This window comes from Salinigranum halophilum, assembly GCF_007004735.1.
GTDB classification, from domain to species: domain Archaea; phylum Halobacteriota; class Halobacteria; order Halobacteriales; family Haloferacaceae; genus Salinigranum; species Salinigranum halophilum.
In genome coordinates, this window is record NZ_SSNL01000005.1 from 271,389 (window position 1) to 297,464 (window position 26,076).

28 protein-coding genes are annotated in these 26,076 nt (G+C 68.6%); 19 read left to right on the forward strand and 9 right to left on the reverse strand.

The window, feature by feature from the left end:
• Nucleotide 1 precedes the first annotated feature (1 nt).
• The 4 genes from E6N53_RS13540 to E6N53_RS13555 all read left to right on the forward strand — a co-directional run bounded on the left by E6N53_RS13540 (nucleotide 2) and on the right by E6N53_RS13555 (nucleotide 5,411).
• Nucleotides 2–592 (forward strand): DUF2617 family protein, encoded by a 591-nt coding sequence (locus E6N53_RS13540; RefSeq protein WP_142860066.1) that lies wholly within the window; start codon nucleotides 2–4, stop codon nucleotides 590–592.
• A complete protein-coding gene (locus E6N53_RS13545) occupies nucleotides 589–1,542 on the forward strand; it encodes a hypothetical protein (protein WP_142860068.1) in 954 nt (317 codons plus the stop codon). The genes E6N53_RS13540 and E6N53_RS13545 overlap by 4 nt, the downstream gene beginning before the upstream one ends.
• On the forward strand, nucleotides 1,539–2,981 hold the full coding sequence (locus E6N53_RS13550; protein ID WP_142860070.1) for a hypothetical protein: 1,443 nt from the start codon (nucleotides 1,539–1,541) through the stop codon (nucleotides 2,979–2,981). Before E6N53_RS13545 ends, E6N53_RS13550 begins: the two co-directional genes overlap by 4 nt.
• 96 nt (nucleotides 2,982–3,077) lie before the next feature.
• The gene (locus E6N53_RS13555) at nucleotides 3,078–5,411 is read left to right on the forward strand and encodes a pentapeptide repeat-containing protein (RefSeq protein ID WP_142860072.1); all 2,334 of its coding nucleotides are present in this window, start codon (nucleotides 3,078–3,080) and stop codon (nucleotides 5,409–5,411) included.
• On the opposite strand, the gene E6N53_RS13560 is transcribed toward E6N53_RS13555, so the two are convergent.
• The 3 genes from E6N53_RS13560 to E6N53_RS13570 form a co-directional block, all read right to left on the reverse strand.
• A complete protein-coding gene (locus E6N53_RS13560) occupies nucleotides 5,408–6,247 on the reverse strand; it encodes a DUF7537 family lipoprotein (protein WP_142860074.1) in 840 nt (279 codons plus the stop codon). The genes E6N53_RS13555 and E6N53_RS13560 overlap by 4 nt on opposite strands.
• 150 nt (nucleotides 6,248–6,397) lie before the next feature.
• Nucleotides 6,398–7,264, reverse strand: coding sequence for a class I SAM-dependent methyltransferase (locus tag E6N53_RS13565; protein WP_142860076.1), 867 nt, complete (start codon nucleotides 7,262–7,264; stop codon nucleotides 6,398–6,400).
• A gap of 84 nt (nucleotides 7,265–7,348) precedes the next feature.
• Nucleotides 7,349–8,095: a DUF429 domain-containing protein gene (locus E6N53_RS13570; RefSeq protein ID WP_142860078.1), complete on the reverse strand. Its 747-nt coding sequence runs from the start codon at nucleotides 8,093–8,095 to the stop codon at nucleotides 7,349–7,351.
• Nucleotides 8,096–8,208: 113 nt separating this feature from the next.
• Between E6N53_RS13570 and E6N53_RS13575 the strand changes: the two genes are divergently transcribed.
• Entirely contained in the window at nucleotides 8,209–9,198 is a 990-nt protein-coding gene (locus E6N53_RS13575) for a Gfo/Idh/MocA family protein (RefSeq protein ID WP_142860080.1), read from the forward strand.
• A gap of 246 nt (nucleotides 9,199–9,444) precedes the next feature.
• Nucleotides 9,445–9,639, forward strand: coding sequence for a cold-shock protein (locus tag E6N53_RS13580; protein ID WP_136590639.1), 195 nt, complete (start codon nucleotides 9,445–9,447; stop codon nucleotides 9,637–9,639).
• A 77-nt stretch (nucleotides 9,640–9,716) separates the two neighbouring features.
• Here the strand turns inward: E6N53_RS13580 and E6N53_RS21075 are convergent, their stop codons facing one another.
• On the reverse strand, nucleotides 9,717–9,884 hold the full coding sequence (locus E6N53_RS21075) for a hypothetical protein (RefSeq protein ID WP_201741152.1): 168 nt from the start codon (nucleotides 9,882–9,884) through the stop codon (nucleotides 9,717–9,719).
• Nucleotides 9,885–10,002: 118 nt separating this feature from the next.
• Here E6N53_RS21075 and E6N53_RS13585 point away from each other — a divergent pair, with 118 nt between their 5' ends.
• A complete protein-coding gene (locus E6N53_RS13585) occupies nucleotides 10,003–11,610 on the forward strand; it encodes a hypothetical protein (RefSeq protein ID WP_142860083.1) in 1,608 nt (535 codons plus the stop codon).
• 9 nt (nucleotides 11,611–11,619) lie between these two features.
• On the opposite strand, the gene E6N53_RS13590 is transcribed toward E6N53_RS13585, so the two are convergent.
• Nucleotides 11,620–12,075 (reverse strand): pyridoxamine 5'-phosphate oxidase family protein, encoded by a 456-nt coding sequence (locus E6N53_RS13590; protein WP_236639747.1) that lies wholly within the window; start codon nucleotides 12,073–12,075, stop codon nucleotides 11,620–11,622.
• Between the two features lie 97 nt (nucleotides 12,076–12,172).
• Here E6N53_RS13590 and nucS point away from each other — a divergent pair, with 97 nt between their 5' ends.
• The gene (gene nucS / locus E6N53_RS13595) at nucleotides 12,173–12,937 is read left to right on the forward strand and encodes an endonuclease NucS (protein ID WP_201741153.1); all 765 of its coding nucleotides are present in this window, start codon (nucleotides 12,173–12,175) and stop codon (nucleotides 12,935–12,937) included.
• A 9-nt stretch (nucleotides 12,938–12,946) separates the two neighbouring features.
• Here nucS and E6N53_RS13600 read toward each other — a convergent pair whose 3' ends face one another.
• On the reverse strand, nucleotides 12,947–13,585 hold the full coding sequence (locus E6N53_RS13600) for a type 1 glutamine amidotransferase (RefSeq protein ID WP_142860087.1): 639 nt from the start codon (nucleotides 13,583–13,585) through the stop codon (nucleotides 12,947–12,949).
• Between the two features lie 203 nt (nucleotides 13,586–13,788).
• On the opposite strand from E6N53_RS13600, the gene E6N53_RS21080 reads away from it, so the two are divergent.
• From E6N53_RS21080 to E6N53_RS13610, 3 genes are all read left to right on the forward strand, one after another.
• Nucleotides 13,789–13,947: a hypothetical protein gene (locus tag E6N53_RS21080; protein WP_201740194.1), complete on the forward strand. Its 159-nt coding sequence runs from the start codon at nucleotides 13,789–13,791 to the stop codon at nucleotides 13,945–13,947.
• A gap of 175 nt (nucleotides 13,948–14,122) precedes the next feature.
• Nucleotides 14,123–14,653, forward strand: coding sequence for a 50S ribosomal protein L16 (locus E6N53_RS13605; protein WP_136590644.1), 531 nt, complete (start codon nucleotides 14,123–14,125; stop codon nucleotides 14,651–14,653).
• Nucleotides 14,654–14,744: 91 nt separating this feature from the next.
• The gene (locus E6N53_RS13610) at nucleotides 14,745–15,611 is read left to right on the forward strand and encodes an ATP-grasp domain-containing protein (RefSeq protein ID WP_136590645.1); all 867 of its coding nucleotides are present in this window, start codon (nucleotides 14,745–14,747) and stop codon (nucleotides 15,609–15,611) included.
• Nucleotides 15,612–15,626: 15 nt separating this feature from the next.
• Here the strand turns inward: E6N53_RS13610 and E6N53_RS13615 are convergent, their stop codons facing one another.
• The gene (locus tag E6N53_RS13615) at nucleotides 15,627–15,992 is read right to left on the reverse strand and encodes an Hsp20/alpha crystallin family protein (protein ID WP_136590646.1); all 366 of its coding nucleotides are present in this window, start codon (nucleotides 15,990–15,992) and stop codon (nucleotides 15,627–15,629) included.
• 189 nt (nucleotides 15,993–16,181) lie between these two features.
• Here E6N53_RS13615 and gap point away from each other — a divergent pair, with 189 nt between their 5' ends.
• A complete protein-coding gene (gene gap, locus E6N53_RS13620; protein WP_136590647.1) occupies nucleotides 16,182–17,231 on the forward strand; it encodes a type I glyceraldehyde-3-phosphate dehydrogenase in 1,050 nt (349 codons plus the stop codon).
• Nucleotides 17,232–17,376: 145 nt separating this feature from the next.
• Nucleotides 17,377–18,582, forward strand: a complete 1,206-nt coding sequence (locus E6N53_RS13625; RefSeq protein ID WP_142860090.1) for a phosphoglycerate kinase — start codon at nucleotides 17,377–17,379, stop codon at nucleotides 18,580–18,582.
• Between the two features lie 148 nt (nucleotides 18,583–18,730).
• Here the strand turns inward: E6N53_RS13625 and E6N53_RS13630 are convergent, their stop codons facing one another.
• Entirely contained in the window at nucleotides 18,731–19,792 is a 1,062-nt protein-coding gene (locus tag E6N53_RS13630) for a type II glyceraldehyde-3-phosphate dehydrogenase (RefSeq protein ID WP_136590649.1), read from the reverse strand.
• A gap of 187 nt (nucleotides 19,793–19,979) precedes the next feature.
• Here E6N53_RS13630 and E6N53_RS13635 point away from each other — a divergent pair, with 187 nt between their 5' ends.
• From E6N53_RS13635 to E6N53_RS13660, 6 genes are all read left to right on the forward strand, one after another.
• On the forward strand, nucleotides 19,980–20,930 hold the full coding sequence (locus E6N53_RS13635; protein WP_142860092.1) for an aminopeptidase: 951 nt from the start codon (nucleotides 19,980–19,982) through the stop codon (nucleotides 20,928–20,930).
• A gap of 236 nt (nucleotides 20,931–21,166) precedes the next feature.
• A complete protein-coding gene (locus E6N53_RS13640; RefSeq protein WP_136590651.1) occupies nucleotides 21,167–21,832 on the forward strand; it encodes an HVO_0476 family zinc finger protein in 666 nt (221 codons plus the stop codon).
• Nucleotides 21,833–22,046: 214 nt separating this feature from the next.
• On the forward strand, nucleotides 22,047–22,976 hold the full coding sequence (locus E6N53_RS13645; RefSeq protein ID WP_136590652.1) for a sulfide-dependent adenosine diphosphate thiazole synthase: 930 nt from the start codon (nucleotides 22,047–22,049) through the stop codon (nucleotides 22,974–22,976).
• A 103-nt stretch (nucleotides 22,977–23,079) separates the two neighbouring features.
• Nucleotides 23,080–23,733, forward strand: a complete 654-nt coding sequence (locus E6N53_RS13650; RefSeq protein ID WP_142860095.1) for a protein-L-isoaspartate(D-aspartate) O-methyltransferase — start codon at nucleotides 23,080–23,082, stop codon at nucleotides 23,731–23,733.
• 51 nt (nucleotides 23,734–23,784) lie between these two features.
• A complete protein-coding gene (locus tag E6N53_RS13655; RefSeq protein WP_142860097.1) occupies nucleotides 23,785–24,726 on the forward strand; it encodes a methyltransferase domain-containing protein in 942 nt (313 codons plus the stop codon).
• Nucleotides 24,727–24,748: 22 nt separating this feature from the next.
• Entirely contained in the window at nucleotides 24,749–25,489 is a 741-nt protein-coding gene (locus E6N53_RS13660; RefSeq protein WP_142860099.1) for a protein-L-isoaspartate O-methyltransferase family protein, read from the forward strand.
• 7 nt (nucleotides 25,490–25,496) lie between these two features.
• Here E6N53_RS13660 and E6N53_RS13665 read toward each other — a convergent pair whose 3' ends face one another.
• Nucleotides 25,497–26,009 (reverse strand): DUF7382 domain-containing protein, encoded by a 513-nt coding sequence (locus tag E6N53_RS13665; RefSeq protein ID WP_236639850.1) that lies wholly within the window; start codon nucleotides 26,007–26,009, stop codon nucleotides 25,497–25,499.
• Nucleotides 26,010–26,076: the final 67 nt, after the last annotated feature.

Below are 26,076 nucleotides of genomic sequence, written 5' to 3' on the forward strand. Positions count from 1 at the left end.
TATGACACCCGCACCGACCACCCCAGACAGCACGGACTCCACCGAGACGGCCGACACAGCCGACCCAGCCGACCCAACCGACCCGACCGACACGGCCGAACTACACGTCGCGTACCCGACGGGGCCACCCGACTTCGCGTCGTTCGACGTGAAGACGCTCACGCCCGGGACGCTCCTCGGCGAACCCTGCACCGTCGCCGTCGTCGGCCAGTCACACGTCGTCACTGCGCCGGCGCTCGACTACCACGAGGTCTGCTCGTGTCTCTCTCAGCCAGTCGAGACGAGCGAGACCGTCGCGCTCGACGCTGGCGTCACCGCACAGGTCGAGACAGCAGACGACAGGACCACGCGGGCGACGACCGACCTCTCGGTCCGACCGCTCGCGTCGTTCCCGGGGCCCGACGACGCGACCATCGCGTATCGGTTCGGTCCCGACGCGTGGACCACGGTCAGCCTCGCGCCCGACGCGCCACGCTACGAGACGTACCACACCTACCCGGAGCGCGACGTCGCCGTTCACACGGTGACGCGACTCGCTGGCGGACCGAGCACCGAGCGGTCCGAGCCGTGGGGACAGGGGGCCGACCGATGACGGCCGACCGGACCCTCGCTTCGGAGGGCGACCTGTCGCTCGCCGGGTCGGAGGTACCACCCGTCTCCGTCACCGACACCGCGGACGTGTTCCTCCGGACGGGCGGGGTCGGGGGTGACGTCCACGTGACCGACGCGGAGTACGTCTTCACCCACCAGTCGCTCGGCCAGACCGCGGGGCCGCCGGAGCCCCAGACCCGGATTCACGGCGACGAGGACGCCTACGTCGAGCGCGAGGGCGTCGACGGCGACCTGACGCTCGCGGACGTCGCGGACGTGTTCGTCCCGCGAGCGGCCGCCGACGGGACCCTCTCGGTACTCGGGTCCGAGAACGTCTACTCGGCGACGGCACCCGACCTCGACCCCGACGCGTGCGACGTCGTCAGCCACGGGTGGGAACAGCGCGTCAGAGAGTCGGACCCGGACACCGGCGTCTACCTGACGGGGGCGGGCCACGACGTCACGGTCGAACAGGTGCGGGGGGACGTCGACGTCTACGTCGTCGGGTGGGGTCACGAGGTCGAACTCACCGGACGCGGCGCAGCGGTGTCGGTCCACTTCTGCGGCTACGACAACACCGTCAGCGTCGGGCCGTATCTCGAGTCGAGCGTCGAATCGGACGCCGGTTTCGACAACGCCGTCGACGAGGCACCGTTCCCGGTCGAGGACCTGATCGAGCAGTCGCGGCGCGAGGCGTGTAAGACGGCCGGCTTCGGCCGCCACAGGGTCATCTTCCAGGAACCCGCCTCGGACGAGGAGTGGTGTCGGAACTGCGGCGAACCCGCCGACGCCATCGTCGAGCGCCACCAGATGGAGGCGTTCTTCTGCTTCTCGTACCCGGTGTGGGTGTACGAGCAGAGCACGAACCCGGCGGTGGAGTGCGAACACTGCTCGCCGAACGCCCACGACCCGTCGCTGACGAGCCAGGAACGGCGGGAGGTGTTCCGGTGACCGGCGAGCAACGACCGCCCGACGCTGTCACGCCCACCAGACGCGCGGTCCTCGCGGCGGTCGGTGCGGGCGTCGCCAGCACGGGTCTGACCGGGGCGGGCCGCGTCCGCGCACAGACCGACACCGCCGCCTCGACACCAGCTTCGACCGCCGACCCGCCCTCGGCCGGCTGGACTCAGCGGTACGCGGCCGACAGCGCGCCGGCGCTGTTCCGGACCATCGTTCCGGCTGGCGACGGCTACGTGCTCGGAGGGGTCACGGGGGGACACGACGACCTGCGCGGCCTCGCCGTTCGGACGGACGCGCAGGGCCGCACCCGCTGGCGACGCACGTACGGTGCGGTGAAGTCGGGGGTCGCCGCGGGCACGCCCCACGCCGAGGGCGGCGTCGTCCTCGCCGGGGCGACCAACCTCGACGACGCCAGCCCGTTCGCCGAGACACCGCCCTCGGCCGACCCCTGGGTTCTCCGGGTCGACGAGGGAGGCGACGTCGGATGGGCCCGGACGCTCCAGCCGACCGCCGCAGCCGGCCAGGTCGACGCGCTCGTCGGTGTCGACGACGGCTACCTCGTCGCCGGGCGACGCCGCGAGCGACGGGGGACGCCTCCCCGACCGTGGGTGGCGCACCTCTCGCCGGCCGGTCACCGCCGCTGGGCGGCCACGCTCGGACGCGAGGGGACACAGGGCGCTCTGACCGCCGTCGCCGCGGACGACGACAGCTGGTACGTCGGCGGGTCGACGTCACCGGCCGACGACGACAGCCAGCCGTCGGGCGCTGCCGAGACGGCCCTCGTCGCCCGACTCGACACCGACGGGACGGCCCGGTGGCGGCGGTCGCTCGGCGGGCCGGGTGGGAGCCGTCTCGAGTGTCTCCACGCGGACGCGTCGGGCGTTGTCGCCGTCGGCAACCGGGGCTTCGCCGCCGACGACGACGGTCGGGGGTGGCACCTCCGTCTCGACGCCGACGGCGACCGCACGTGGGAGCGGACTCACTCGCGCGGTCCCTGGAACTGGCTCACCGGACTCGCCCCGGCAGACGACGCGGGCGAGGACGGATACCTCCTCGTCGGGACGCGAGAGCGCCCGCCCGAGGGCGACGACCCGAACGGGCGCCGGGGCGCCTGGGTCCTCCGCACCGGCCCCGCCGGCGAGGTGCGCTGGGCGACCACCTACTTCGACGGCGACTGGAGTCACGGCGAGACGGTCCACAGCCTCGACGGGGGCCTCCTCGTCGCGGGGTCGACCGAGACCGACGCCGGGCGGGCGGCGTGGCTCCTCGGCATCGGCGACGTCCCGGCCGCCGACACCGCATCCGGCGTGGCTCGTCACCTCGAGTCGCTCGCACGGGCCGTCCCGCCGACGGCGGACGACGTCGGTCTCGGCGTCCTCGTCGGGGCCGGTGCGGTCGTGCTGGCGCGGCGGCTACGTACGGCGCGGTGACACGGCCGCCGCCCACACCCCGACATTGATGTACAGTGCGGGTGAACTGTCGTGAAATCCGGCCATTCGGCGCGAACGAGACCCAGCCCCTCCACCATGTCACAGCAGTCAACGGAACGGAACGGAAGCATCGGCGCGGCGACGCAGTGCAGCTACACGTTCGACCCCGCCCGTCGGACGGACGCCAGCCTGCGGACGACGTGGGAGTGCCCACACCCCGCCCACGAGGAGAGCGACTACTGCGTCTTCCACATGTCCGCCGACGAGCGGGCCGCCCACGACGTCGATTCGGACGACGTGGCCGAGCGCCTCCTCGACAACCTCGCGGTCGACGACCCGCGACGGAACGAGTACGTCGGCGCGAGCCTGCCACACCTGTCGCTCACCTATCGGCAGGTCGACGGCGACACGAACCACGTCCTCAACTTCCAGCACGCCGAAATCGAGGGAATCGACCTGACCCACGGCCGACTCGACCAGGGGCTGAACCTCCGGGAGGCCACGGTGAGGCGGCTGACGCTCGAGGACGCGACGGTCACCGGCGACGTCGACGTGAGCGACGCCGTCGTCGAGCAGTTCGAGGCGTCGGAGGGGACGTTCCGCGAGGACGTCGACTTCAGCGGCGTGACGTTCACCGGGAGCGTCGACTGCACCGAGACGCGGTTCGACGAGGGGGCCGCCTTCGACGGGGCGACGTTCGAGGGTGTCGCCGACTTCCGGAACGTCTCGTCGGCGGGTGACAGTCACGTCCTCGACGACCACCTCACGTTCGCGGCGGCGACCTTTCACGACGCCGCGAAGTTCAGACAGGCCTCGCTCGGCTACGTCAGCTTCGCCGAGGCGACGTTCGAGGCGAGCACGGACTTCGAGCACGTCGACTTCGAGGGCGACACGCGGTTCGACGGGGCCACGTTCGAGCGCATCGCGGACTTCGACGAGGCGCGCTTCGACCACGACGCGAGCTTCACCGGCACGCAGTTCAGACGGCTCGCGGAGTTCCGTGGCGTCCGGTTCGACGGCGGGAGCCGGACCGCGAGCGACGACGTGACGTTCGAGAACGCGGTCTTCGAGGACGAGGCCGACTTCAAACTCGCGACCTTCCGCTTTGCGGACTTCAAGCGGGCCGAGTGCCGCGGCGAACTCAACTTCGACAGGGCGGTGTTCCGCGCGCGAGCGGACTGTCACGACCTCGCGGTCGCCGGCGTCACGAACCTCGAACGGACGACGTTCGAAGAGCCCGTCGTCTTCGACGGGTCGACGTTCGGCGGACGTGTCGTGGCGCAGGAGGCGACGTTCGAGGGTGACGCCGACTTCGTCGACGCGCGCTTCACGCGCCGCGCGACGTTCGACGAGGCGCGCTTCCGTGCCGACGTCGACTTCGGCGAGGCGACGTTCGAGGCGACGGCGTCGTTCTGCGGCGCGGCGTTCGAGGGGGAGGCGAACCACGTCGAGCAGAACGCCTCGTTCGACGGCGTCGCGTTCGAGGGCGACGCCGACTTCCGCGACGCACGCTTCACCCGTGGGTCGTTTCGGGGGACGACGTTCGACGGGACCTGCGACTTCCGGGCGGCGACCTTCCGCGAGGCGGCGGCGTTCGAACTCGTCCCCGGCGGGTCGGACTCGTACGTCGACCTGACGGACGCCGTCGTCAGCGGGGGGACCATCGTCGAGGGCGGTGCGCCCGTCCCGTACGACCTGACGCGCGCCACCCTCGGCGACGTTCGGCTGGAGGGGTCCGGGGACGGCCACGAACTCCTCGACCACTTCCGCTTCTGTCTCACCGAGTTCGACGAGTTCGACTTCAGCGACCACCACGCCTACCTCGAGCGGAACGACTGGACCATCCACGACTTCGTCGAGAACGACGCCACCGGGTCGTACGCCGTGCCGCTGACGAACGAGACCATCGAGGAGACCTACCGGAAGGCCCAAGACAGCGCGAACGCCGTCGGCGACACGCCCGCCAGCCGGGAGTTCGAGTTCAAACGCTACTACTACAACCGCCAGAAGAACGCGGACATCCTCCTCAACGAGTACTCGCTCAACGCGTGGGGGCGGGTGAAGAAGACGGCGAGCGTCGGGCTGAACTACGTCATGCAGGTGACCTGTGGGTACGGCAACCGGCTGCCGCGAATCGCCGCGTGGACCTTCCTGCTCCCCGCGCTGTTCGGCGTGCTGTACGTCCTCGGCGGCCCGTTCCTGACGCAGGCGGGGAGCATAGTCGCGCCGGGTCCCGACACGACCACGGGAGAGGTCCTGTTCAACGGACTCTACTACAGCTACATCAGCTTCAGCACCATCGGGTACGGCGACATCGGCCCCGTCGGGTGGGCCGCGAAACTGCTCGCGGCCAGCCAGGGGATGCTGAACGGGCTGTTCTTCACCCTCCTCACCTTCACGCTGTTCAAGCGGGTGCTCGGGGGGAGCTAGGCCTGCCCCTCGGCGGCGGCCTGCGCCGCGGCGAGCCACTCGGGGTCGTCGACGGTAGTCGACCCCACCTTCGTCAGCGTGTACTCCCACTCGCCGGTGATGGTTTCGCCGTCGTCGGTCTCGCCCTCGAACGACCACGACTCGTAGCGCGGGAGGCCGTCGGCGTCGACGAGCACGGTGTAGTGGAAGTCGGTGACGCGAACGTTTCCGGAGCCGGCCCCGGCGTCGACGGCCGACCCGGCCTGGACGAGCTGCGAGCTGGCCTCGGAGAGTTCGTACCGCTCGACGGAGACGCCGTCGTACGTCTCGCGCCCCTCGAACGACAGGTCGTCGTTGGCGCTGTACGCGCGAGCCTGCGAGAGGCCGATGGCGGTCGCCAGGGGGTCGGTAGTCTGCTGTTCGTACGAGAAGTACGTCGGTGAGTCGGCCGGACCCGACCGGACGTACGTGACGCCGTCGGCAGTGAACTGCTGCATCGAGCCGCCGTCGGGCTGGCCGTCGCGCGTCGACGAGAGGACGGTGAGCGACCGCTCCTCGTCGAGGTTCACGTAGAGCTCGCGGGAGACCTCGGTCTCGACGCCACGCTCGTCGACACCGCGGTACGTCCAGGTGGTGGTGAAGCTCCCCGCGTCACGGAGCGCCTGTTCGGCGTCGGTCAGTTCCAGCTCTTCGGTTCCGGACGTGTCCGCCGCGTCCGCATCCGCCTCGGCATCCCCGTCGTCCGACGGGTCTGCCCCGCTGCTATCGTCGACGGCATCCGACCCACCGCCGCCGAGACAGCCGGCAGACAGCACCAACACCGCGAGTATCACCGCGACCGTTCTCGTCGAGAACATGACACACGTACGATGCTAACTGAGATAAAATATCGTATACGTTTGAGCACACGGAGCACGGGACAGAGGCGGGCCGACGCGGCGCGTGCCGGTGTGGAGACGGCCGGTCCGCTCGGCCGTCTGGGTCGCGTGGTCACGCGGTCGTGGCGCTCAGTATCGGTCCTCGGGACCCGGCGGGTCGGTCGCGGCGGCGAAGAGGACCTGGTGGACGTTCATCGGCCAGACGTCGAGCGGGTCGCGGGTCCCCGTCGCGACGAAGGGTTCCTCGAAGAGTCTGTGCCGCTCGACGGTGTCGAAGCCGCGGTCGGCGAGGCGGGCCGAGAGGTCCGGCCGCGGCGTGAGCCCCGGGGACGCGTCTAGGATGTCGCGGACGTAGACACCCTGTGCAGTGAGTCGCGCCAGTTCGTCGAGGACGGCCTCCAGCGGGTCGTCGCCGAGGACCTCGAACAGCCCCATCGCGAGGGTGTGGTCGAAGAAGTCGGCTCCGTAGTCGAGCCCGGCGACGGCGTCGCCCGTCTCGAACCGGAGTGTGATCTTCTCGTGGGGCGAGCGGGTGTGACGACGGGCGTTCTCGACGCGAGACTCGGAGAGATCGACGCCGACGATTTCGAGCGGGAAGCCGTCGTAGCCGGCGCTCAGCCACTGTCCCGCGACGAAGTCGGCCACGCGCTGGGTCTGGTCGCCGTCGCCGCAGCCGAGGTCGAGGACGCGCGACGTCCCCGGCGCGGCGAACCGGTTCCACCCGACCGGTGGTTGGAACCAGGCCTTGCGGCGTTTCAGATACGACCACTTCGTCCGGTCGATGGGGCGGTCCATCGACCGGTAGTACGCCTGGCTGTCGGCGACGAACTCGGCCGAAGCGTTGTCTTCCTGTTCGCGACGCCGCCGCTGGTGGCGGTCGTTCTCCGTCCGCCGGCGTTCGCGTTCGGCGGAGTAGTCGTCGATAGCTGCGAAGGGACGTTCGACGAGCCCCCAGTCGGTGAGGGCGCGGAAGTCCTCAGGTGTTGGGACGTGCATACCAGAGCCGTCGGCACCGAGGTCGTTGACTGTTGGGATGGCGAGCCTGCGGACACACGAGACGCGAGTCGGCGTCGGAAGCCCCTACGAATCGGACAGCGGCGTCTCGGCGCGGTACCACAGACACATCTGGAGACCCGTCGCGTCGCGTGGCGGCTCTCGCGGAAGCGACCGGAGCGTTCCCGGTCCGGGGCGGGCGGTGTACGCGAGGACGACTGCGTCGAGGACGTCCGGAACGGCGACGGCGGCACCCGCCGTCGACTCGGCGACGTTCTGGACCGTCACGGGGCCGTCGGGGTCGTACTCGGCGAGGGTGCGGAGGCGTTCGGCGTAGCCCGCAGCGACGTCTCGGGGATAGTCGAGCGGACGCCCGGCGACGGCGCGGAAGCAGACCTCCGGGTGGGCCTCGCCGACGACGTCTCGCGCCTCGGGGAGTTCCTGGAGGAGTTCGTCGACGGCGGCGATGGCCTCGCTGGCCTCGAACGCGCGGCGGGAGAGTTCGCGCCCGGTCTTGCGCTCGTGCGTCCGGCTGGCGGCGGGGTACCGTCGCTTGCGGGTCGCTTCACGCGCGGGCGGGTCGAAGACGGCCTCGCGGCGCGGACCGAGCACGTCGCGGGCGAGCGCGTCGCACCGGCGGCGCTCGTCACCGCGTTCGACGAGGCCGACGGGGACGTCGACGAGGACGCGCGTCACCCGCTCCTCGTACCGCACCCAGACGTCACCGATGCCGTCGAACACCGCCGCGTGGTCGAACGTCGCGCCGTCGAAGACGACGGCGAGCCACGGGCCGGAACACCAGACGGCACCGACGAACAGTCCATCGTCCGTCATCGAGTGCGTGTCCGCGACGAGAGACCAAAAGCGTGCGCCGTCGTGTCGTTCGAGAGAACGAAGCGCCGGACCGACGCCCGCAGTTATTTAGCGGTGTCCTCGGACCCACCCGTATGCGCTTCGGCATCCTCAGCACGGCCGGCATCGCCCTCGAATCGGTCGTCCCCGCCATCCAGCGGAGCGAACACACGGCGTTCGCGCTCGCGTCGCGGGACGGGTCGCGCGCGGAGCGGGTCGCCCGCGAGCACGACATCCCGCGCGCCTACGGGAGCTACGAGGCCCTCCTCGCGGACGAGGACGTGGACGCGGTGTACAACCCGCTCCCGAACGCACTCCACGCGGAGTGGACGAAACGCGCCGCCGACCACGGCAAGGACGTCCTCTGTGAGAAGCCCCTGACCGGAGACGCGACGGCGGCCCGAGAGTTGTTCGACTACTGTGCGGAGCGGGACGTGACGCTGATGGAGGCGTTCATGTACCGGTTCCACCCGCGGACCGAGCGCGCCGTCGACGTCGTCGAGCGCGAACTCGGGACCGTGACGAGCGTCGACACCGCGTTCTCCTTCCGGCTCGACGACGAGGGGGACATCCGACTCGACCCCGACCTCGCGGGCGGGAGCGTCATGGACGTCGGCTGTTACGCGGTCAACGCGGTGCGGTTGTTCCTCGGCGAGCCGCGGCGGGTGTCGGCGGTGACGGTCGACGACCGGAACGCAGGCGTCGACACCGCGATGGCCGCGGTCTTCGAGCACGACGACGCGACCGCGCGGGTCGCCTCCGGCTTCGACAGGGCACAGAGCCAGTACTACCGCGTCGAAACCGAAGACGGGTGGCTCCAGGCCGACCCGGCGTTCGGGACCGACCCGACCGAGTCGGTCACGCTCGAGTGGCACGTGGATGGGCGGACGGTCGTCGAGGAGTTCGAGCCCGTCGACCACTACCGGGTCCAGGTCGAGGCGTTCGCCGACAGCGTCGACGCGGGCGAGGAGCCACGAATCACGCGCGGGGAGACCCTCGGGAACATGCGGGTCATCGACGCGATCTACGAGAGCGCGGCGTCGGGAGCAGCCGTCACGGTAACCGAAGAGGGCGACGACGAGTGAGAGCGTGCGGACGGCACGAACGCCGGTGGCCGACGCGCGGCCGGGTCAGTCACCCTCGGCACGGCCGCGTTCGGGGGCCAGCCAGGAGCCGCGTGTGCGAAGCATCGTCGAGGGGAGACAGTACGTCGAGCCGGGACGTCACACGGGGGCGAATCCAGTCGCGCCGTCGACGAGCCCGCTCGTGTGTCGAGAGAGGGACAGAACGCCGCAAGTGTTATATCCCCGCATCGTCTCCCCGTATTTGCAATGGCGACCGGTAAGGTTGATTTCTTCAACGACACTGGCGGTTACGGTTTCATCTCCACCGAGGATGCAGACGAAGACGTGTTCTTCCACATGGAAGACGTCGGCGGTCCGGATCTGGAGGAAGGCCAAGAGGTCGAGTTCGAGATCGAGCAGGCTCCCAAGGGCCCGCGCGCGAAGAACCTGACCCGCCTGTAACTGCAGAGGCACACCACCCGAGGTATCGGCGTTCGACAGCCAATTTTCGACCCATTTCGACGGCCGGCGAGCGACGGCTACCCGTCGCGGACGAACACGGTCTTCAACCGACCGCCACAGGTCGGACAGCAGAGCGTCTGCCACCGGTCGGCGTCGAGGGCACCGTACGTCTCCGTGCGGATGGCGTCGCCACGAGCGACCGTCCTCGGACACGTGTCGCAGTGGAGGGCGTCCTCGCTGGTCATCGACGGGAGTTCGTCCGCGTGGGACAAAGCGGTTCGGCATCGACTGACCGCGGCGATAGTTATCACTTAAGATAATCGTCGCACAACGCTTACGTACGGTTCAGCCGACTCTCGACCAATGCAGCGAGGTCCGCTCGCCGTCGTTCTCGTCCTCGTTATCATCGGCAGCATCCCGGCACCGGTGGTCGCAGCGGAGCCGACAGTCGACCTCGCCGTCGACGGCACGCCGGCGGCTTCGGGTGACCGAGTGGTGGTCCCCGAAGACCCCCTCCTGTCGGTGAACGCGAGCGCGCGGACCACCGTCGAGCGTGTCGTCGTCCGCGTCGACGACGCCACGGTCCGGACGTGGGTCCCGGGAACCCAGACGATGTCGGAGTCCCTGCGGCTCGACCTCGCCAACGAGCCGCAGGTGGTGCAGGTCATCGTCACCGGCTCCGACGGGAGCGTTGCGGCGAGTCAGGTCACGGTCGAGAAAGACGAGGTGGCCCCGTTCATCGGGTTCGAAGCGCCGTTCGAGAGCGACCCCCTCGGACAGCCACCGGCGTCAGTCAGCCTGTCGGAGTCGAGCGTGACGCTCTCGGGGACGCTCTCCGACGCCTCGACCGTCGAGTTCGTCCGCATCACCCGACAGCACCGCTCACAGAGTGCCATCGACTACAAGGTGGTGAGCCAGACCCACGTCGTCCGTGACCCCGGCGAGCGCTTCTCGCAGGAGCTCTTCTTTGGGCCCGGCGTGAACACGGCGCGCGTCGTCGTCCAGGACGAGTTCGGGAACAGCCGGACCTACCAGCTCACGTTCGAGATTACGGACACGACCGAGCCGGGGCTCTCGCTCGACGGCGTCCCCCGGGAGACTTCGTCGTCGACGGTGTTCATCAACGGGACCGCGACGGACAACGTCCAGGTCGGCACTGTCTCGTACGGCGTCTTCGGCGAGGTGGCTCGCCGCTCTATCGTCGTCGGACAGGGACCCGGCGCCGACCCCGCCCGCGAGCAGGTCCGATTCAGCCACGAGGTCGAACTCGTGCCGGGACCGAACCGCATCACCGTCTGGGCGACCGACACGAGCGGGAACGAGGTCAAAGAGCTCGTCGTCGTCGACTACGCCCGGAACGTCGTACCGACGGTCACGGTCGACGAGACCCGGACCCATCTCGTCGCCGACAGCGAGGTACACGTCTACGGCGCTGCACGCGACGGCCGCGTCAGCGCCGTCTCCGTCGAGACTGTCGACGAGGGTGGAGCGGTCGTCGACTTCGAGCAGGTGTACGACGGGGGGGACGTGTGGAACGACGTCGCGTTCGAGGAAGAACTCGCCCTCGCCGACGAGGGGGAGACGACGGTCGTGGTCCGTGCCGTCGACGCCGACGGCACCGAACACGTCACGCGGTACGCGGTGCCGACCACGCCAGCGGAGGGCGGTGACGGCGCTGGTGACGCCGAAGCTGCGACCGCCACCGAGCAGGTGGGAGCGGACAGCACGACGGCCGAGGAGGGTGCCGAGGCGAACAAGGCGGGCGAGACGACGCAGTCGTCGACGGCGGTCGAAGACGGCGGCTTCGGCGTGTTCGCCGTCGCAGCGCTCCTCGTCGTGGTGCTCTCTGCGGCTCGCCTGCGCGATGTGACGGTCGAGATTCCCATCGAGAAGTACGTCGATATGGACGACACGCAGGTGTCGCTGCCGTCGCTGTCGTCGTTACCCTCGCTCCCGCGGCTCCGGCGCTGAGTCCTCGTTTCAGCGGGTGGCCCGGCTGTGCATCCCGCTCACCTCGTCGACGTCGAGCGCCCAGCCGAGGATGTCCCGCATCGGTTCCGATTCGGCGAACAGCGTCGGGAACCACGCGTTGTCCTCTAGCGCGTCGCGGACGGCGGGCCACTCGTCGTCGTCGACGACGCGAAGGGTCCCCGACGCGATGACCGTCCGCCACTCCTCGCGCGAGGGGACGTCGAACGCCAGGAACGAGGCGCGTTCGGTGGCCTCGCTGAACCGCTCTTTCCTGCTCTCTTCGCCCGGTCGGAGGAAGACGAAGTAGAGCCGCTCGGTCTCGGGGTCGCAGCCGTAGCTGATCGGAATCCCGTAGGCCACCCCGTCGGCGGCGAGCGAGAGGACGCCGAACCCCTGCTCGGTGAGGAACTGCCGGGCGGCCTCGTCGTCCATCTCGTTGCCCTGGATGCTTGGGAACGTCTTCATACTGCCACAAACGTTACCGAGTGACATAAGCGAAGCTGACAGTTCTCTCGGACTGAGAGGGCGCGTGGTTTTTCTTCACGCCCGGGTAAACGGGGACGTGAGCGTCGAGACACTCCATCGACCGGCCCACCGTGACGCGCTCGTCGCCCTGGAACGGGCGTTCGACCGGGGCGACATGGTCGTGGTCTTCGGCCGCTGTACGGTGGAGTACGACGGCCGGGCATCGAGTTCGCTCGGCCCCGGTGACCGGCTCCTCGTCCTGAAACCCGACGGGTCGGCACTCGTCCACACCGACGAGAAGCGCACGCCCGTCAACTGGCAGCCGCCGGGAAGCGAACACCACGCGAGCGTCCGCGAGGGTCGACTGCGCGTCCGGTCGAAGCGGACGACCCCCGACGAACGGCTCGACGTTCGATTCGAGCGCATCGACCAGCTCTCGGCGTTCGCCGTGTCGGAGCGTGCGGAGCTCGCGTTGACTGGGAGCGAGGAGGACCTCCGGACCCGAATCCTCGACGACCCCACACTCGTCGAGGCGGGGTTCGAACCGCTCGAGACGGAGCGAGAGACGATGGCCGGTCCGGTCGACGTGTTCGGGCGCGACGACGAGGGGCGGGCGGTCGTCGTCGAGTTGAAACGCCGGCGGGTCGGGCCGGGCGCGGTCAGACAGCTCCAGGGGTACGTCGACGCCGTCAGCCGCGAGACGGGTGACGAGACGGTCAGGGGCGTGCTCGTGGCCCCCTCCGTCACCGACCGGGCGGCGGCGCTGCTGGAGGAGAACGGGTTCGGTTTCGTCGCGCTGGGGCCGGACGGCGAACGGGACGCGGACGAAGCGTCGGCCACGGGCGACTCGCCCGAGTCGTAGACCGGGGGGTCAGTCGAGGCCCGCCAAGCGACGGAAGTTCGCCACGGTGCGGGCGGCCGTGACGTCGCTGAAGTCCCGCGAGCCCACCCACCCGAAGTCGCGTTCGACTCGAGAGAGCACGTCGGCGGTGAACTCCGGGTGGTACTGCGTGGTCCAGACGGGCGCGTCGATGTGCCGCGAGGCCAGGTGCGGGTAGTAGTCGGCGCTGGCGATGGACTCCATGCCGTCGCCCAGGTCGGTGACGTGGTCGCCGTGGACCATCGGGAACGTCGGGTTCACCGCGTCGAATAGCGGGTCGTCCGCGAGGTCGGCGTCGACGAGGCGGGCGGTGAGTCCCCGATGTTCGACGCGACCGCCGAGCGCGTCGTTCACCAGCTGGTGGCCGAAGCAGACACCGAGGGTCGGAATCTCCGCGTCGACGAGCCGACGGACCAGGTCCGTCGCGTCGTGAATCCACGGCCTGTCGTCGGCCTCGTACACGCCCGCCGTGCTCCCGGTGATGACGACGGCGTCGACGCCGTCGAGCGACGGGCTCTCGCCCCGAGAGGGGTAGTGATGGTGCTCGTGTGCCGGGAGCAGTTCGCGGAGCGCCCGCGGGAGATACCCGTAGGCGTCGGGGTCGACCTCGGTGTCGCAGACCAGGAGCATCACTGCGAGAAGAGAGCGCAGGTGACGAGAGCGCTTCGATGTTCGAGACAGGGCCGATGTTCGAGACGGGGCGCGCGACACACGACCGCACGCTCGACGAGCACGGGGCCGGGCGCGTACGTTCACGATATCCTGATTTTGGGAGCCGTTAACACGTCTTAATCGGTTCATACTTAACACATCAGCTGTCGTGACTGTCTCTCATGGCATGGCGACCAGTCGAAGTCTCGTGTCCGTGCTGTGAGACGACCGTCCGGACCGACCTCGATGCGGTCCTCCCGGACGGGGGCGGAGAACAGCTCCAGGGACGCGACCTCGCGTGTCGCGTATGTGACCACGAGTTCGAAGTGCTGTACTTCTGAGCCGTCGGACCCGCTGGACGCGAGCCGTCACACGGCGAGCGCGACGGTGTCGCCTCCCGTGTGGGGGAGCGACAGTCCGGCCGAACACGGGTGTGAGACCGGGAAACCAACCCACGGCGCGAGGGCGCTTCGAAGCCCTTTTAGCCCGCGTGGACGTTCGCCAACGCAAGTAACCATGGCAGATAAACCGGCCTCCATGTACCGGGAGATCGATACGTCCGCGTACACCCGACGGGAGTACATCACGGGCGTTCCCGGCTCGAAGATCGCACAGTTCAACATGGGCAACCTCCAGACCGGCCCCGACGACTACCCGGTCCACATCAGCCTCCGCGTCGAGGAGGAGTGTCAGATTCGCCACGGCTCGCTCGAGTCGGCGCGCCTGTCAGCGAACCGCCGCATGCTGAAGCACGTCGGACAGGAGAACTACAAGATGATCCTCCACAAGCACCCCCACCACGTCATCCGCGAGAACAAGCAGGCGACGGGTGCGGGTGCCGACCGTGTCTCCGACGGGATGCGCCAGTCGTTCGGCAAACCCGTCGGGACGGCTGCCCGCATCATGAACGGCGAGGTCGTCTTCAGTATCTACTGCCAGCCCGAGCACGCCGACATCGCGAAGGACGCGCTCCGCCGCTCGTACAACAAGATGTCGCCGCCGTGCCGCATCGTCGTCGAGAAGGGCGAAGAACTCCTCGTCGCGTAAGCGCCGACGGGCCGGCCAGGGGCCGTGCACTGACCGCCGGCGAACGCCGAGAACGCGAACCGTTTTTCTCCCGTCGTTCCACCGAGCGTGTATGCTCCGGTTGGCAGTCACCACGCAGGCGGAGACGTTCGAACGGATGCGCGACCCGCTCTGTGACCGCGATATCGAGACCGTCGCGCTCCGGTCGAAAGGGCGCGCGCTTCGTCTCACCGACTCGAGCGACCTGCCAGCCGTCGACGTCGGGTTCGTCTTCCCCTCCCGGCCGATGGAGGGCGGCGCGCTCGACGCGCTGCTCGGCGTCCCGTGGGTGAACGACCGCGACGCGGTCTTGACCTCACGGAACAAGGGCGGCGTAATCGCTGCGCTCGCAGACTCGGGACTACCGGTGCCGGAGACGACCATGCTGTCGAACCCCGTCTCGGAGGCCGACCTGCTCGACGCGGTCTCGGGCCTGTCGTACCCGCTCGTCGTGAAGCCAAACTCCACGACGCGCGGTGTCGGCGTCACCCGGGTCGAAGACGAGGACTCGCTCCTCGGCGTCGTCGACTACCTCGACCTGGTCCACGACTACCGCGCGACGGGCGACAAGTCGTATCTCGTCCAGGAGTTCCTCCCTGGTGCGCGCGATTACCGCGCGATGGTCGTCGACGGCGACTGTTACGGCGGGGTCGAGCGCCGCCTCCCCGAGGCCGCACGCGAGCGTGGGCGCTGGAAGCACAACGTCCACCGTGGGGCCGAAGCCGAGTCCGTCGCCCTCCCGCCGCGGGTTCGCGACCTCGCCGAGGAGACGGCCGCGGCGCTCGGTATCGACTACCTGGGCGTGGACGTCCTCGTCTCGGAATCGCGGGTCGTCGTCAACGAGACGAACGCGCGACCGACCATCGACCACGCCGACAAGTACGACGACGGGTTCTACGACGCGCTCGCGAGGCTCGTCGAGCGACGGGCGAGCGAGTGAGAGAACGAGGAGGGCCTACTCGACGTCGATGGCGGCGGAGTCTTCGACCTTGTCGAAGGTCACCTGGAGGACGCCGTTGTTGAACGACGCGGAGGCGGAGTGCTCGTCGACGCGCGCCGGGAGTCGGATGCGCTCGTCGTACTCGCGTCGGTCCGACGCGGCCGAGACGGTGAGTGTCTCACCGTCGCATTTGAGGTCGATCGCCTCCTTCTCCACGCCCGGAAGGTCCGCGACGAGGCGAACGGTGTCACCCTCGTCGAAGACGTCGACGTGGGTCTCGGAGGCGAACCCGGTGGTATCGCCGCCAGTCATTTCGCTCATCATCCGTTCGATCTCACCGAAGATGGAGTCGAACGGATCGTCACGGTCGTCTCTTCGCATAGACAGGGGTATGGGTTTTCGTACCAAAAGCCTTCTGTAATCCGAATCATCTGCGAGAATCGGGGGCGGGCGATGGACGCGACGGACACGAACGAAGCCGCCCCGCTGAGCCCGTCGGTGTCGCGAGTGCACAGTTCCGAAACAGATTTAGTCCGTGGTTGAGGATATGTACCCGTAACTAACTCGCTTATGAGTGAAAAATCGTACCTGAGTGCCGGTGACGACGTCCCCGCGGAGGAGGTCGTCAGGGTGGGACTCAACGGCTTCGGGCGCATCGGTCGCAACATCTTCCGAGCGGTACAGGAGAACCCGCGAATCGACCTGGTCGGCATCAACGACGTCATGTCGTTCGACGACATGGCGTACCTCGCCAAGTACGACTCCGTCATGCCGCGGCTCGACGGCGTCGAACTCGACGAGGACCAGCTCACCATCGGGGGGACCTCGGTCGACCTGTACAACGTGCAGTCGCCCGCCGAACTGCCGTGGGACGACCTCGACGTCGACGTGGCCCTCGAGTGTACGGGCATCTTCCGCACGTACGAGGACGCCTCGGCACACCTCGAAGCCGGCGCGGACAAGGTCGTCATCTCGGCCCCGCCGAAAGGCGACGAGCCCGTCAAGCAGATCGTCTACGGCGTCAACCACGACGAGTACGACGGCGAGGACGTCGTCTCCAACGCCTCGTGTACGACGAACTCCGTGACGCCGGTCGCGAAGGTGCTCGACGAGGAGTTCGGCATCATCGCCGGTCAGCTCACGACGGTTCACTCGTACACCGGGAGCCAGAGCATCATCGACGCGCCGCAGGCCAAGCGCCGCCGCGGCCGTGCCGCCGCCGAGAACATGGTTCCCACGAGCACGGGCGCCGCACAGGCGACCACCGAAATCCTGCCCCAGCTCGACGGGAAGCTCGACGGGATGGCCATCCGCGTCCCGACGGTGAACGGCTCGCTCACCGAACTCGTCGTCAACCTCGAAGACGAGCCGAGCGCCGAGGAGATCAACGACGCGTTCATGGACTACGCAGCCGGCGAGATGGCGGGTGTCCTCGGCGTCACCGACGACCAGATCGTCTCCCGCGACATCCTCGGAAACCCCCACTCGTCGTACGTCGACCTCGACTCGACGAACGTCGTCGCCGGCGGCACGCAGGCGAAGATCCTCACGTGGTACGACAACGAGTACGGGTTCTCGAACCGGATGCTCGACGTCGCCGCGTTCCTCACCGACAACTGAGACGAGACCGAGCGCCGCCGCCGGGACCGACTCCCGAACCACACTTTCACCCCGACCCGAGAGCGCCGCCGCCCGCCCGAACACGGCGACCACCCCGACCGAATCCGCACACGACTAAGTGCCCGTCACGCGACGGTTCGGATACATGTTCGACACACTCGACGACCTCGACCCCGACCAGCGCGTCCTCGTCCGCCTCGACCTGAACTCCCCCGTCGAAGACGGCGTCGTCCAGGACAACCGCCGCTTCGACAGACACGCCGAGACGGTGCGCGACCTCTCCGAAGCCGGCCACCGCGTCGCGCTCGTGGCCCACCAGGGACGCCCGGGTGGTGACGACTTCGTCTCGCTCGAACAACACGCGGACATCCTCGCCGAGCACGCCGGCGTCGACGTGGACTTCGTCGACTCGACGTTCGGTGACCGGGCGATAGCGGCCATTCGTGACCTCGAGGCGGGCGACGTGCTCCTCCTCGAGAACACCCGGATGACCGACGACGAACTGCCCGAGAAGGAGCCCGAAGCCCACTCGAAGAGCGAGTTCGTCCAGACGCTCGCCCCGGAGTTCGACGCGTACGTCAACGACGCGTACTCCGCCTCGCACCGCGCGCACGCCTCTCTCGTCGGCTTTCCCCTGGTCCTCCCGGCGTTCGCCGGCCGGGTGATGGTCTCGGAGTACGAGGCCAACTCCGCCATCGCGACGAAGGAGTTCGACGGCGACGTGACGATGGTCGTCGGCGGCACCAAGGCGACGGACGTCATCTCGGTGATGAACGCCATCGGCGACAAGGTCGACACCTTCTGTCTGGGTGGCATCGCCGGCGAACTGTTCCTCCGCGCGGCGGGGAACCCCGTGGGAGAGGACATCGAGGGGATGGACCTCTTCGACGACCAGTGGGAGACGAACCACGAGACCATCGAGGAACTCCTCGACGAGCGCGGCGACCAGATCGAACTCGCCGTCGACCTCGCCTACGAGGACGAGAACGGTGAGCGCGCGGAGAGTCCCGTCGCGAGCATCACCGAGAAGGACCGCGCCTTCCTCGACGTCGGCTCCGACACCGTCGCCGAGTACGACCCGCTCATCAGAGACTCCGAGGCCGTCTTCGTCAAGGGCGCGCTGGGGCTGTTCGAGGACGAGCGCTTCGCGACCGGCACCGTCGGAGTACTCGAAGCCATCGCCGAGACGGACTGCTTCTCCGTCGTCGGCGGCGGCGACACCTCCCGCGCCATCGAGATGTACGGGCTCTCGGAGGACGACTTCTCACACGTCTCCATCGCCGGCGGGGCGTACATCCGCGCGCTGACGGGCGAACCGCTCGTCGCGGTCGAACTGCTGAAGCACACGTAAGCGGTCGAGTCGGACGCGACGCGTCGGTGATGACGCCCCAGGTTCGGTCTCGGGCGCAAGCGGCGGCGTACCGTCGGAGCGGCGAGAAACGGACGGCGACGGCGTGAGTGAGAGACGGAGGTCGCAGTGACGGCTCTCCGGGCCGTTTTCAGTCGTCGGCGGGCACGTGCTGTTGGCTAAACCCCGCCGGGTCACCGCTGATACCGACGCCCAGACGGTCGTCGGTGAGCCGCATCGACTCGTCTTGCGGTTCGAGACCCATCACGGCGCGGATGGCGTCGACGTTCTCGGGGACGACGTCGGACTCCTGGTGGATGGCCTGGAACAGGTAGAGGTCTCTTCCCCGCACACCGATGGACTCGCCCCAGATGCAGTTCTCCCAGAGGTCGCCGCGGGGACGGCCGGCGTCGAGCGCGAAGTTCTTGAGTTTGCCGACGCCGTCGATGCCCATCCCCTCGGGGATGACGTAGAGGCGGTTCTCCCCTTCGAGGAGGGCCTGGACGTGGGCGGCGGTGACGCGCTCGTCGAGCGTGACGTTCAGCGCGTGGACGTGCATCAGCGTCGCGGGCACCTTCATGCCCATCGTGTCGATGTCGAGGTCGGCGAAGATGGTCTGGACGTCGGGGCCGTGGTGGGAGGGGACTGAGATGGGATTGGGAAGGATGTCGTTGATGGGGCCGCGCGTGTTCTGGCCGGGGTCGCCACCTCTGCGGACCAGGGTACAGCGGACCTTCTCGATACCGTACTCCTCCTGAAGGGGAGCGATGACGCGAGAGAGCCCGGTGGTGTTACACGAGACGACGCGGACGTAGTCGGCGTCCGTGGCGTCGTCGAAGTTCGAGCGGGCGTTGAAACTCACGTCGGCGACGTCGGCCGACTCGCCGCCCTGAAACAGCGCGGGCGTGTCGTGGGCCTCGTAGAGCGCGCGGTTCTCGGCGCCGATACCGGAGGGCGTGGCGTCGACGACGATGTCCGCCTCGGCGACGAGTTCGTCGACCGCGCCGGCGAGGTCGAGGCCGGCCTCGGAGAACAACGGGGTCCGCTCGGGAATCGCCGCGTACAGCGGATAGCCGCGCTGGACGGCCGCGTGGGCCTCGTAGTTCGGCTGCGTCTTGGCGACGCCGACGACGGTCATGTCCGGCTGCGCGGCGACGGCGTCGGCCACGCGCTTCCCGATGGTCCCGTATCCGTTTATTCCGACCTTCAACATACTCGCTCATCCACGGGACAGGTAATTAGTTATTTCGGACAATAACGGGGAGAAATTAATTCCTACGCGAGTAACGCCTCCGATGATTTCAGGCCCTCAAAAGAGAGATTTAGCCAGCGTCGGGTGGACAGAACGGCGAACCGGACGAGGGAGAAGACCTAACCGAGTCAACCACCTTCCCGGCGGTATGGACGTATCCGACACACAGCTCTCGGAGGCCGCCGAGACGGCGGTGACACAGTGTCTCGCCGTCGCCGACGGCGAGGCGTTCGTGGTGGTCACGGACGACAAGCGCCGACGCATCGGCGAGTACCTCTACGAGGCCGGGCGCGAGCGGACCGACGACGTCGTCATCGTACAGTACCCGCCGGGCCCACAACACGGGGCCGAACCCCCCGCCGCCGTCGCCGCGGCGATGCGTGACGCGGACGTGTTCGTCGCCCCGACGACGAAGAGCGTCAGCCACACCCGCGCCCGGTCGGCCGCCTGCGAGAACGGGGCGCGCGGCGCGACGATGCCCGGCATCACCGAGGCGGTGATGGTCGCGGGGTTAGACGCGGACTACCAGACCATCTCCGACCACTGCGACGCGGTGTACGAGCAGGTCGCGGGCGCGGAGGAAGTCCGGGTGACGACCGACGCGGGAACCGACATCACCTTCGAACCGGGGAGCCGCGAGTGGCACTCCGACACGGGGCTGGTCCACGAACCGGGAGCGTTCTCGAACTTACCTGCCGGTGAGGTGTTCGTCGCGCCCGAGACGGCCACCGGAACGTACGTCGTGGACGGAACGATGCGACCGCACGGGCTCCTCGATGACGAGCTGAGATTCGAGGTCGAAGACGGCTTCGTGACCCACATCTCCGACGACGCCGTCCGCAAACAGGTCGAGGAGGGAGCCGAATCGGTCGGTCGGGACGCGTACAACCTCGCCGAACTGGGCATCGGGACGAACGTCGGCGTCACCGAACTCGTCGGCTCGGTCCTTCTGGACGAGAAGGCGGCGGGGACGGTCCACATCGCCATCGGCGACGACGCCTCGATCGGCGGCGACACCGAAGCGCCCCTGCACCTGGACGGCATCATCAAGTCGCCGACCGTGTACGCCGATGGAGAGGAGGTGGAACTGCCACGATAGCCACTATCGACGCACTGTTTCACACAGATTATGCTTCGAGTCGAAGCAGAGAACGACTAACGCGTCGGTATCAGGACAGTAAGGACCCGTTCAGGACCGTTCCGGTGGCGGCTCTACGGACTGTAGGGGCGTCACGCCCCGGTCGGCGGTCCGAACCGCGCCGGACCGTGCCACAATCCCCCATAGAAACGGCAAAACGTGCCCTTTTCACGCGTGGGCGAAGTAGACGAGCGCATATGAGCACGATTCCCGACGCCGGCGAGCGTGTGCCGCTCGCCTGTCCGTCCTGTTCGCCCGAGGAGCAGACGGTCCACGAGGTCATCAAGCCGGACGGGCACTCCACCGTCCGCTGTACGGAGTGTGGACACGTCCGCAAGGAGAAGATCGAGAAGCCCCGAGAGGTACCCATCGACGTCGTCGTCTCCCAGGACGGCGACTCGCTGTCGACGACGGTCGACGCGCCCGCCGAGGACACCATCGCCGTCGGTGAGGAGTTCATCGTCGACACACCCGAGGCGCTGATGCAGGTCCGGGTCACGGCCATCGAGGTCGGCCCCGAACAGCGTGTCGACGAGGCGACCGTCGAGGACGTCCAGACGCTCTGGAGCCGCGTCGTCGACAACGTGACAGTCAACGTCACCATCCACCCGAACGACGGCCGGAAGGACGCCTCGCGCAGCCTGAAGATGCAGGTCCCCGGCGACTACGAGTTCGTCGTCGGCGAGGTCGAATCCGCGGGAGGAGAGGAGTTCGAGATCGACGGGATCCACGTCCGCACCGACTCAGACGCCGACAACTACCGGTTCGACAAGTTCGACCACGAGGGCGATATGGTGTTCGCCAAGGACGTCAAACGACTCTACGGACGCGACACGAAGACGGCCGCCTGGTCGGCCTGGTAAGCCGGGCGTCGACCCCCCGTCGAGTGGGTCGCCTGAGGCTGGTTCTCCCTCGACTGTTTCCCGCCGACGGAGTCACTGCACGGCCAGACGCTCGCTCGCCGGCGGCGGCCGCTCACCCGCCAGCGGTCAGCGACGCTGCCGGGGGTCTCTGTGCAGGCTGACGACACCCGTCACAAACGTTTTACCACTGTATCATACAACCTAGTGGTGAGCAATGAGCTCGACCGATCGGACGTTCAGCGACGTCGGCGAAGCACAGGTGACGCGAGCTATCGGCCAGGAGTGGACGGAGGAGTTCATGGACTTCTCCGACAGCGACGTCATCGTCGTCGGGGGCGGCCCGTCCGGGCTGATGGCGGCGAAGGAACTGGCCGAGCGCGGCGTGAAGACGATGGTCGTCGAGAAGAACAACTACCTCGGTGGCGGGTTCTGGCTCGGCGGCTTCCTCATGAACAAGGTGACGGTCCGCGACCCCGCACAGTCGGTACTCGACGCGCTCGAGGTGGACTACACACGCGCCCAGGACACCGAGGGGCTGTACGTCGCCAACGGGCCGGAGGCGTGTTCGGGGCTCGTCAAGGCCACCTGTGACGCGGGCGCGAAGATGCAGAACATGACGGAGTTCACCGACATCGTCATCCGCGAAGACCACAGGGTGGGAGGCATCGTGATGAACTGGACCCCGGTCCACGCGCTCCCACGGGAGATCACCTGTGTCGACCCCATCGCGGTCGAGAGCAAGCTGGTGATCGATGCGACGGGTCACGACGCCGTCGCCGTCTCGAAACTGCAGGAGCGCGGTGTCCTCGACGCCCCTGGACTGTCGCACGCCGCCGAGCACAACACCGGGATGGACCAGACCGAAGCGGGAGCGTACGGCGCACCGGGTCACGACTCGCCCGGCCACGACTCGATGTGGGTCGGCGAGAGCGAGGACGCCGTGGTCGAACACACCGGCCTCGTCCACGAAGGACTCGTCGCCACCGGGATGGCAGTCGCGACGACGTACGGCCTGCCGCGGATGGGACCGACGTTCGGCGCGATGCTCCTGTCGGGAAAGCGCGCCGCGCAGGTCGCCATGGACGAACTCGGCGTCGACGGGCCCGCGGTCGAGATGACGACGCGAACGCCCGCGGACGACTGACACCGGTCCGAGAGCGAGGGTCGACACCGTCGTCTGCGACCGCACGTCCACGACCGCTGCGGACGACGACAAATGGTAACACAGTAGAAACCCAACGGGAGGTATGGTCCGTGACGAGGAGGACCTCGCGGCCGCCCGCGGCCGCCTAGTCGACCGACTCGTCCACCGTGGGTACGTCGAGCGCCAGTCGACGGCTCGTGCGCTTCGGGCGGTCCCGCGTCACGAGTTCGTTCCCGAAGGACGTCGGCGGGAGGCGTACGCCGACCGGCCGCTCGCCATCGGGAACGGACAGACCATCAGCGCGCCGCACATGGTGGCGGTGATGACCGACCACCTCAGCCTCGGGCGGGGCGACAGGGTCCTCGAAATCGGCACCGGCTGCGGCTATCACGCGGCCGTGACGAGCGAGGTCGTCGGCCCGGGGAACGTCTACAGCGTCGAGTACGACGCCGACCTGGCTCGGGAGGCACGGGCGCGGCTCGACCGGCTCGGCTACGACGTGTACGTGAGACACGGAGACGGGCGGGACGGGTGGCCCGAACACGCGCCGTACGACCGCGCGTATCTGACCTGTGCCCCGCGGGTCGTCCCCGGGTCGGTCGTCGACCAGGTGCGGGTCGGTGGCCGCGTGGTCGCGCCCGAAGGGGCCGGGCGACAGACGCTCGTGGCGCTGACCCCGACGGAGACAGGTGTCGAACGGACGACACACGGCGGCGTCCGCTTCGTGTCGATGCGTGGCAGCGCCGACGGCTCGTGAGCGTGTCGGCAGTGCGGAGCGTTTTCACCCGCTCGCACCGAGACTACGTCCATGCCGACCCGAGACGGCTCCGGTCCCGACCACGAGGAGTTACTGTTGTTGTGGACAGCCCGCCGAACCGGTGTTCTCGACGCGCTGACGACCGCAGCCGGTACCGCCTCGGCAGTCGCCGACGAGACGGGGCTCGACCGCGAGACGGCTGCACGCGTGGTCCGACTACTCGACGAGTACGGCTACCTCCACCGGATGGGAGACGAGTACGAGGTGACGAACCGAGCACTGGGCTTCCTCGCGACGCGTGACGTCCGCTCCATCGGGGCGACGCCGCACGCGCTCGACCGACTCGACGCACTGTCCGAACTCGGGAGCGACACCACGGGGGCATCGCCGCTTCCGCCCGGAGACCGTACGCTCCGCCACCGGCTCGGAGCGCACGCCGCGACACCGAAGGCGGTGGTGCGCGCAGGGGTCACCGCCGCGATTCACGCGGCACCTGACGCAGAGCGGGTCGTCGACGTCCGCGGCGCGTCAGGGGTAGCCGCCGCCGAGTTCGCCCGACGTGGGCACGCCGTGACGCTCGTCGAATCGGAGGCCGTCCTCGACCACGTCGGACCGATGCTCGCGGGGCAGGGTGTCGAGACGGCCGCTGCCAGTTCGGTCACGAGTGTGCCCGTCGAAGACGCCGACCTCGCGCTCTTGACAGCAGTCCTCCAGCGCTATCCGCCAGCGACGAACCGTACACTGCTAGAATCGACACGCGACGCGCTCGACGCGGGCGGAGTCGTCGTCGTGCTCGAACCGCTTCGCGGCGACTCACCGGCGGCGCGACGAGTCGCCGTCGAACGGCTCGCTAGCGGGCACGGGGACGCGTACACGGAATCGGAAATCCGGACGTGGCTCGCCGAGGCGGGGTTCGTCGACGTCGAGCGACGTGACGTCCCGGAGACGGACTGGCAGGCGGTCGTTGCCCGCCGCGAGCGTGGCGTTGATTAGGGTCGGGGGCTGAGACGAAGGTATGGACACCGCGGTGGTGCGTGACGACATGGTCGACGGCATCGAGCAGCGCGCGCCGCTCGAGGAGGCCGTCTCCCAGGCCATGCGGACGGTCCCGCGCCACGAGTTCGTCGAGGACCGCCCGTACGACAATCGCGCTTCTGAGTTCGCGGGGACGCGCGTCCTCGCGCCGGGGCTCGCCGGACGACTCGTTTCCGCGCTCTCCGTCGACCCGGACGACTCGGTCCTCGTCGTGGGCGTCGGCGTCGGCTACACGGCCGCCCTCCTGGCCGAACTCGTCGGCGACCGGCAGGTCCACGCGGTCGACATCGTTCGACCCGTCGTGTACGAGTCACGCCGGAACCTCGAACGCGCGGGGTACGGCGGCGTCCTCGTCGACTGCCGCGACGGAGCCGGCGGCCTCCCCGAGTACGCCCCCTACGACCGGATTCTCGTCGAGGCCGGCGCGGTGCGCCCGCCGAAGCGACTGCTCCGCCAGCTCACCTCCGAGGGGAGACTCGTCATGCCGCTCGGCGGCGGCGGACGGGAACAGACGCTCGTCGCCGTCGAGAACGACGACAGTGAGGGAGCAGTGGTCGACGAGTTCGGCCCGGTCAGGTTCCGGCCGCTCCTGGTCGACGGCGAACAACGGAGTTCACCGCGCAACCGGACCGACCGCGAGGACGCCGAGTTCGCGAAGCAAGGCTACTTCGCGCCCACCGGCTGGGAACAGGAGTGGATCGACTGGGACGAACACCTGTGAGCGCCGCTCACGCTTCTGCCCCGCGGACGACGAGTATCTCCGTGTTGCCGCGGCGGTCGACGTACTGACTCCCCGCGGGCGGCTTGACCTCGACGACGACCGTTCCGTCCTGTTGGTGTGCGAGGAGCGACGGCGTGATTTCCACGCTCGCGACGCCGCGCTCGTCGGTCTCTCCGGTCACGACTCCCTCGTCCAGCGAGGCACCGCCGCCCGTGACGACGACCGTCGCGCCCGGGACCGGGTCGCCGTCGGGGTCGACGACGACGAGGTCGACGGCCTCGGACCCGGGGCCGATGACGTCTGGCTGCGGGCGGACGTCCAGTTCCGCGACGGCGAGTCCCTCGACACCGGTGAGCATGTTCAACATCAGGCTGAGACTCGCGACGCCGACGACCAGTGCGACGACGAGTCGGACGGGCAGTCCCTCGATGGCCCGCTCGTCCCGCCGGAAGCGCGACAGCCCGAGCGCGCATCCGAACACGTCGAACACGTCGCGTCCGTTGCGTGGTGGGTGTACCATACCGCTCGGTGGCTGCCTGTTCGTATTTGAAGCCTCGTCCGAACGTTTAGATACGTGGACGAGCCCA

Coding starts and splice junctions, on each gene's coding strand:
- E6N53_RS21080 (WP_201740194.1), top strand. CDS start 13,789: ATGGCATGGCGACCAGTCGAAGTCTCGTGTCCGTGCTGTGAGACGACC.
- E6N53_RS13600 (WP_142860087.1), bottom strand. CDS start 13,585: ATGCTCCTGGTCTGCGACACCGAGGTCGACCCCGACGCCTACGGGTAT.
- E6N53_RS13545 (WP_142860068.1), top strand. CDS start 589: ATGACGGCCGACCGGACCCTCGCTTCGGAGGGCGACCTGTCGCTCGCC.
- gap (WP_136590647.1), top strand. CDS start 16,182: ATGAGTGAAAAATCGTACCTGAGTGCCGGTGACGACGTCCCCGCGGAG.
- E6N53_RS13565 (WP_142860076.1), bottom strand. CDS start 7,264: ATGCACGTCCCAACACCTGAGGACTTCCGCGCCCTCACCGACTGGGGG.
- E6N53_RS13645 (WP_136590652.1), top strand. CDS start 22,047: ATGAGCTCGACCGATCGGACGTTCAGCGACGTCGGCGAAGCACAGGTG.
- E6N53_RS13575 (WP_142860080.1), top strand. CDS start 8,209: ATGCGCTTCGGCATCCTCAGCACGGCCGGCATCGCCCTCGAATCGGTC.
- E6N53_RS21075 (WP_201741152.1), bottom strand. CDS start 9,884: ATGACCAGCGAGGACGCCCTCCACTGCGACACGTGTCCGAGGACGGTC.
- E6N53_RS13630 (WP_136590649.1), bottom strand. CDS start 19,792: ATGTTGAAGGTCGGAATAAACGGATACGGGACCATCGGGAAGCGCGTG.
- E6N53_RS13615 (WP_136590646.1), bottom strand. CDS start 15,992: ATGCGAAGAGACGACCGTGACGATCCGTTCGACTCCATCTTCGGTGAG.
- E6N53_RS13585 (WP_142860083.1), top strand. CDS start 10,003: ATGCAGCGAGGTCCGCTCGCCGTCGTTCTCGTCCTCGTTATCATCGGC.
- E6N53_RS13660 (WP_142860099.1), top strand. CDS start 24,749: ATGGACACCGCGGTGGTGCGTGACGACATGGTCGACGGCATCGAGCAG.
- E6N53_RS13590 (WP_236639747.1), bottom strand. CDS start 12,075: ATGAAGACGTTCCCAAGCATCCAGGGCAACGAGATGGACGACGAGGCC.
- E6N53_RS13640 (WP_136590651.1), top strand. CDS start 21,167: ATGAGCACGATTCCCGACGCCGGCGAGCGTGTGCCGCTCGCCTGTCCG.
- E6N53_RS13665 (WP_236639850.1), bottom strand. CDS start 26,009: ATGGTACACCCACCACGCAACGGACGCGACGTGTTCGACGTGTTCGGA.
- E6N53_RS13570 (WP_142860078.1), bottom strand. CDS start 8,095: ATGACGGACGATGGACTGTTCGTCGGTGCCGTCTGGTGTTCCGGCCCG.
- E6N53_RS13650 (WP_142860095.1), top strand. CDS start 23,080: ATGGTCCGTGACGAGGAGGACCTCGCGGCCGCCCGCGGCCGCCTAGTC.
- E6N53_RS13625 (WP_142860090.1), top strand. CDS start 17,377: ATGTTCGACACACTCGACGACCTCGACCCCGACCAGCGCGTCCTCGTC.
- E6N53_RS13605 (WP_136590644.1), top strand. CDS start 14,123: ATGGCAGATAAACCGGCCTCCATGTACCGGGAGATCGATACGTCCGCG.
- E6N53_RS13580 (WP_136590639.1), top strand. CDS start 9,445: ATGGCGACCGGTAAGGTTGATTTCTTCAACGACACTGGCGGTTACGGT.
- E6N53_RS13555 (WP_142860072.1), top strand. CDS start 3,078: ATGTCACAGCAGTCAACGGAACGGAACGGAAGCATCGGCGCGGCGACG.
- E6N53_RS13610 (WP_136590645.1), top strand. CDS start 14,745: ATGCTCCGGTTGGCAGTCACCACGCAGGCGGAGACGTTCGAACGGATG.
- E6N53_RS13655 (WP_142860097.1), top strand. CDS start 23,785: ATGCCGACCCGAGACGGCTCCGGTCCCGACCACGAGGAGTTACTGTTG.
- E6N53_RS13560 (WP_142860074.1), bottom strand. CDS start 6,247: ATGTTCTCGACGAGAACGGTCGCGGTGATACTCGCGGTGTTGGTGCTG.
- E6N53_RS13635 (WP_142860092.1), top strand. CDS start 19,980: ATGGACGTATCCGACACACAGCTCTCGGAGGCCGCCGAGACGGCGGTG.
- E6N53_RS13540 (WP_142860066.1), top strand. CDS start 2: ATGACACCCGCACCGACCACCCCAGACAGCACGGACTCCACCGAGACG.